Origin of the sequence: Streptomyces sp. NPDC058662 (assembly GCF_042716255.1) — a bacterium.
GTDB lineage: Bacteria > Actinomycetota > Actinomycetes > Streptomycetales > Streptomycetaceae > Streptomyces.
Genome location: NZ_JBHXRU010000186.1, coordinates 1 through 5,180, shown reverse-complemented (window position 1 = coordinate 5,180; position 5,180 = coordinate 1). Strand labels below are relative to the sequence as shown.

General features: G+C 70.4%; 4 protein-coding genes. 1 reads left to right on the top strand and 3 read right to left on the bottom strand.

Translation table 11 applies throughout. The annotated features are described in order from the left end of the window. Positions 1 to 42 precede the first annotated feature (42 nt). The 3 genes from moaA to ACFWUQ_RS31085 form a co-directional block, all read right to left on the bottom strand. Positions 43 to 1,032 (bottom strand): GTP 3',8-cyclase MoaA, encoded by a 990-nt coding sequence (gene moaA / locus ACFWUQ_RS31095; RefSeq protein ID WP_384544703.1) that lies wholly within the window; start codon positions 1,030 to 1,032, stop codon positions 43 to 45. A gap of 196 nt (positions 1,033 to 1,228) precedes the next feature. Beyond that, complete coding sequence (locus ACFWUQ_RS31090; protein ID WP_384544701.1) at positions 1,229 to 2,863, bottom strand: cation acetate symporter; 1,635 nt, start codon at positions 2,861 to 2,863, stop codon at positions 1,229 to 1,231. Then, on the bottom strand, positions 2,860 to 3,225 hold the full coding sequence (locus ACFWUQ_RS31085; protein WP_384544699.1) for a DUF485 domain-containing protein: 366 nt from the start codon (positions 3,223 to 3,225) through the stop codon (positions 2,860 to 2,862). The genes ACFWUQ_RS31090 and ACFWUQ_RS31085 overlap by 4 nt, the downstream gene beginning before the upstream one ends. A gap of 256 nt (positions 3,226 to 3,481) precedes the next feature. On the opposite strand from ACFWUQ_RS31085, the gene ACFWUQ_RS31080 reads away from it, so the two are divergent. Beyond that, complete coding sequence (locus ACFWUQ_RS31080; RefSeq protein WP_384544697.1) at positions 3,482 to 5,029, top strand: S8 family serine peptidase; 1,548 nt, start codon at positions 3,482 to 3,484, stop codon at positions 5,027 to 5,029. Positions 5,030 to 5,180: the final 151 nt, after the last annotated feature.

Below are 5,180 nucleotides of genomic sequence, written 5' to 3'. Positions count from 1 at the left end.
GAGCGGGACTCCGGGCGGCCTTCGCGCTGTCCGGGGCGGTGCTCAGCCGCCGATCGCCGACATCGGGCGGTCGGGCTGCAGGAACGACGGGTCGTCGAGGCCGGAGCCGGCCTTCTTGCCCCACATCGCCACCTTCCACAGCCGGGCGATCTCCTCGTCCGGGGCGCCCGAGCGCAGGGCGGCGCGCAGGTCCGACTCCTCGGTGGCGAAGAGGCAGGTGCGGATCTGGCCGTCGGCGGTGAGGCGGGTGCGGTCGCAGGCTCCGCAGAACGGCCGGGTGACGGAGGCGATGACGCCGACGGTGGCCGGGCCGCCGTCGACCACCCAGCGCTCGGCCGGGGCCGAGCCCCGCTCCTCGGCGCCCTCCTCGGTGAGCGTGAAGCGGGTCCGCAGGGACTGGAGGATGTCCCCGGCGGTGATCATGCCGTCGCGCTTCCAGCCGTGCTGGGCGTCGAGCGGCATCTGCTCGATGAAGCGGAGCTCGTAGGCGTTCTCCACGGCCCAGGCGAGCAGGTCGGGGGCCTCGTCGTCGTTGAGTCCCGGCATCAGTACGGCGTTGACCTTCACCGGGGTGAGGCCGGCCGCACGGGCCGCGGCCATGCCGTCGATGACGTCCTGGTGCCGGTCGCGGCGGGTGAGGGTCTTGAAGACCTCGGGGCGCAGCGTGTCCAGGGAGACGTTCACCCGGTCCAGCCCGGCGGCCTTGAGGGCCTGCGCGGTGCGCTTGAGGCCGATGCCGTTGGTGGTCAGCGACATCCGGGGGCGGGGCTCCAGGGCCGCGCACTGCTCGACGATGCCGACGAGGCCCGGCCGCAGCAGCGGCTCGCCGCCGGTGAAGCGGACCTCGGTGATGCCGAGGCGGGTGACGGCGATACGGATCAGCCGGACGATCTCCTCGTCGCTGAGCAGGTCCGACTTGCCGAGCCACTGCAGGCCCTCCTCGGGCATGCAGTACGTACAGCGCAGGTTGCACCGGTCGGTCAGTGAGACGCGCAGGTCAGTGGCCACGCGGCCATAGGTGTCGAGAAGCACTGTGGGCCCCCTCCCCTGTCCGGTTCGTAGAGGTCGCGCCGACTGAGGACGAACTACCGGCGCTGTATTCGAGCCTACGCGACCCGTGTGGCGCTCAGGGGTGCCCGAACGAACGAGACGCGGCGTGGCCGCGTCGTAGAGAAGTACGACGCGGCCACGCACGGTGTTCGGACGGATCCGCAGGGGCCCGGACCGGTCAGTGGGCCCCGGTGCCGGTGAGGGAGCGGACCTCCAGCTCGGCGAACTTGCCGGCGTCGGCCTTCTCCTTCGACAGCAGGGTGCCCAGCCAGCCGAGCAGGAAGCCCAGGGGGATGGAGATGAGCCCGGGGTTCTCCAGCGGGAACCAGTAGAAGTCGGCGTCCTTGAACATGGAGGTGGGCTTCCCGGAGACGACCGGGGAGAACAGCACCAGGACGACCGACGAGACCAGGCCGCCGTAGATCGACCAGAGCGCCCCCCGGGTGGTGAAGCGCTTCCAGAAGAGGCTGTAGAGGATCGTCGGCAGGTTGGCGGAGGCGGCCACCGCGAAGGCCAGCGCGACGAGGCCGGCGACGTTCAGGTCCCGGGCCAGGGCGCCCAGGCCGATGGCGACCGCCCCGATCACCACGGTGGACCAGCGGGCCGCGCGGACCTCCTCCTTCTCGGTGGCGTTGCCTCGGCGGATGACGTTCACGTAGAGGTCGTGCGCGAAGGACGAGGAGGAGGCGAGGGTCAGTCCCGCGACCACGGCGAGGATGGTGGCGAAGGCCACCGCGGAGATCACGGCGAGCAGGACGGCGCCGCCCGTGGATCCCGCGCCGCCGCCGATCTCCTGGGCGAGGAGCGGGGCCGCGGTGTTGCCGGCCTTGTTGGAGGCGAGGATGTCGGCCCGGTTCAGCAGGGCCGCGGCGCCGAATCCGAGGGCGATGGTCATCAGGTAGAAGGCGCCGATGATGCCGATGGCCCAGTTCACGGACTTGCGGGCGGCCTGGGCCGTGGGAACGGTGTAGAAGCGGATGAGGATGTGCGGCAGGCCGGCCGTGCCGAGGACGAGGGCGATGCCGAGGGAGATGAAGTCCAGCTTCGAGGTCGAGTCCTTGCCGTACTTGAGCCCGGGCTCAAGGAACTTCGCTCCCTGCCCGCTGTTCTCGGCGGCCGAGCCCAGCAGGTCGGAGATGTTGAAGTTGAACTTCATCAGCACCAGGAAGGTGATGAGCAGGGCTCCGGCGATGAGCAGGACGGCCTTGATCATCTGGACCCAGGTGGTGCCCTTCATGCCGCCGATGGTCACGTAGACGATCATCAGGACGCCCACCAGGGCGACGACGGCCACCTTGCCGCCGTCGCTGGTGATGCCGAGCAGCAGCGAGACCAGCACGCCGGCGCCGGCCATCTGGGCGAGCAGGTAGAAGATCGAGACCACGATGGTGGAGGTGCCCGCGGCGGTCCGTACGGGACGCTGGCGCATCCGGTACGCGAGGACGTCGCCCATCGTGTACCGGCCGGAGTTGCGCAGCGGCTCGGCGACGAGGAGCAGGGCGACGAGCCAGGCGACGAGGAAGCCGATGGAGTAGAGGAAGCCGTCGTAGCCGAACAGGGCGATGGCGCCGGCGATGCCCAGGAAGGACGCGGCGGACATGTAGTCGCCGGAGATGGCGAGGCCGTTCTGGAAACCGGTGAACTGGCGGCCGCCCGCGTAGAAGTCGGCGGCGTCCTTGGTCTGGCGGCCGGCCCAGACCGTGATGATCAGGGTGGCGACGACGAACAGGCCGAACAGGGTGATGATCAGCGGCCGGTGCTCGGCGGCGCCGGCGGCGACCGTCGTCACGGGCAGGCCGGCGGCGAGGCTCATTCGCCCGCCTCCATCCGCGCCTTGATGGCCTCGGCCTTGGGGTCGAGCCGGGTGGCGGCGTGCCGCGAGTACAGCCAGGCGATCAGGAAGGTCGTCGCGAACTGGCCGAGGCCGAGCACGAGGGCGACGTTGATGTTGCCGAAGAGCTTGGTCCCCATGAAGCCGCCCGCGTAGTTGGACAGCAGCACGTAGAGCAGGTACCAGGCGATGAAGGCCACGGTGAGCGGGAAGGCGAAGGACCGGTAGGAACGGCGCAGTTCGGCGAACTCGGCGCTCTGCTGGACGCGCGCGAAGTCCTCGGCCGAGGGGCCGGCCTGCTGCGTTCCCGCGCCGCCCGGCGGCGGCGCTGCTTCGGTGGTCACGGGGGACTCTCCTTGTGACGCTGGTGCGGTGGGGACGACGGACAAAACAACCTCCGTGTGGGGGGTGGTGGTGCTGAGCCCCCCTGTCATCGGCACGGCCGGCGCGTCGGGACGGTTCAACACCCGCGGTTTCTCCAGAAACTGATTGCTCGAACTGATAGCGGAGACGGGAACGGCCGCACTAGGTTCTTGTGTCATGAACCCGTCCGCCGCGACCGCGTCCGGACGGCTTTTCCAAAGATGATGTGGAGAACCCATGGCTCATCTGGGATCCGGCCGCCGGCGTGCTCTCGCCGTTCCGGTCGGCCTGGCGCTCACCGCCTCGCTCGCCTTCCTGCCCTCCGTCGCGGCCTCCGCCGCGCCGCTGGACAGCACGGCGGCAGGCGCGGCGACGGCCTCGAAGCCCGACACCTCGGGGCCCAAGCTGTCGTATGTGGCGAACCTGACCGCGTACGGCACGGCGAAGCAGGCGAAGAAGGCCATCGAGCGTGCCGGTGGAACGGTGGTGACGTCCTACGACCAGATCGGGGTCGTCGTCGCCCACTCCCAGAACCCGGACTTCGCCAAGCAGCTGCGGGCCCAGCGCAGCCTGTTCGTATCGGTCGGCAGCACCCGTACGGCCCCCCTCTCCCCGGTGCAGACCACCGAGGAGGGCACCACGCAGAAGCTGAGCGCGGAGGACGCCGCCAAGGCGGCGGCCGAGGCCGCGCCGGGGCAGGAGCCCCTGGAGTCCAACCAGTGGGACTTGCGGGCGATCAAGGCCGACCAGGCTCACCAGATCAACGATGGCAGCCGGAACGTCACGGTGGGCGTCATCGACACGGGTGTCGACGACACCCACCCCGATCTGGCGGGCAACTTCTCCCGTGAGCAGTCGGCCAACTGTGTCGGCGGCGTCGCCGACACCTCCGAGGGCGCCTGGCGCCCGTACGCGGACGGCAGCGACCACGGCACGCACGTGGCCGGCACCATCGCCGCCCCGCGCAACGGGGTCGGCATCAGCGGTGTCGCGCCGGGCGTGAAGGTCGCCGGCATCAAGGTGAGCGAGCCCGGGACCAGCCTCTTCTACACCGAGGCGGTCGTCTGCGGCTTCATGTTCGCCGCCGAGAAGGGCATCGAGGTCACGAACAACAGCTACTACGTCGACCCGTGGCTCTTCAACTGCAAGACGGACGACGACCAGAAGGCCCTCGTCGAGGCGATAGGCCGGGCCACCAAGTACGCGGAGCGCAAGGGCACCCTGCACATCGCCTCGGCGGGCAACTCCAACCAGGACCTGGCCGCCGACACGCTCACGGACACCACCAGTCCGAACGACACCACTCCGGTCGAGCGCGTCATCGACCCGAGCGTCTGCCTCGACCTGCCCACCCAGCTGCCGGGCGTGGTCACGGTCTCGGCGACCGGTGACAAGGGCCTGCGCTCGTACTACTCCAGCTACGGCCTCGGCGTCGTGGACGTCGCCGCCCCCGGCGGCGACCGCTGGCAGGTCCCGGCCACCCCGGACGCCAACGGACGGGTGCTGTCGACGGTCCTCGGCGGCGGCTACGGCTACAAGCAGGGCACCTCGATGGCCGCCCCGCACGTCGCCGGTGTCGCGGCTCTGCTCAAGAGCGCGCACCCGTCGGCGACGCCGGCCCAGCTCCAGCGGATGCTGAAGTCCCAGGCGACCAAGGCGGACTGCCCGGCCCAGATCTACGACGCCACGGGCGCCCTGATCGACGCCACCACCTGCGAGAGCAAGTGGGGCCAGACCGGCTACTACGGCTACGGCGTGGTGGACGCGCTCAAGGCCGTGAAGTAGCACCGAAAGGCGCCGTCGCGCACGGAGCCACCACGTGAGGGGGCCGGGCGGGGCTGGGTCCCCCCCCCGCCCCCATCCGCCTGCGCCGGGGCGTCATATCGTTAACATCAACAAGATCGCGCTGCGGTGGTGCAAAGCGCGGGAGCCCGCC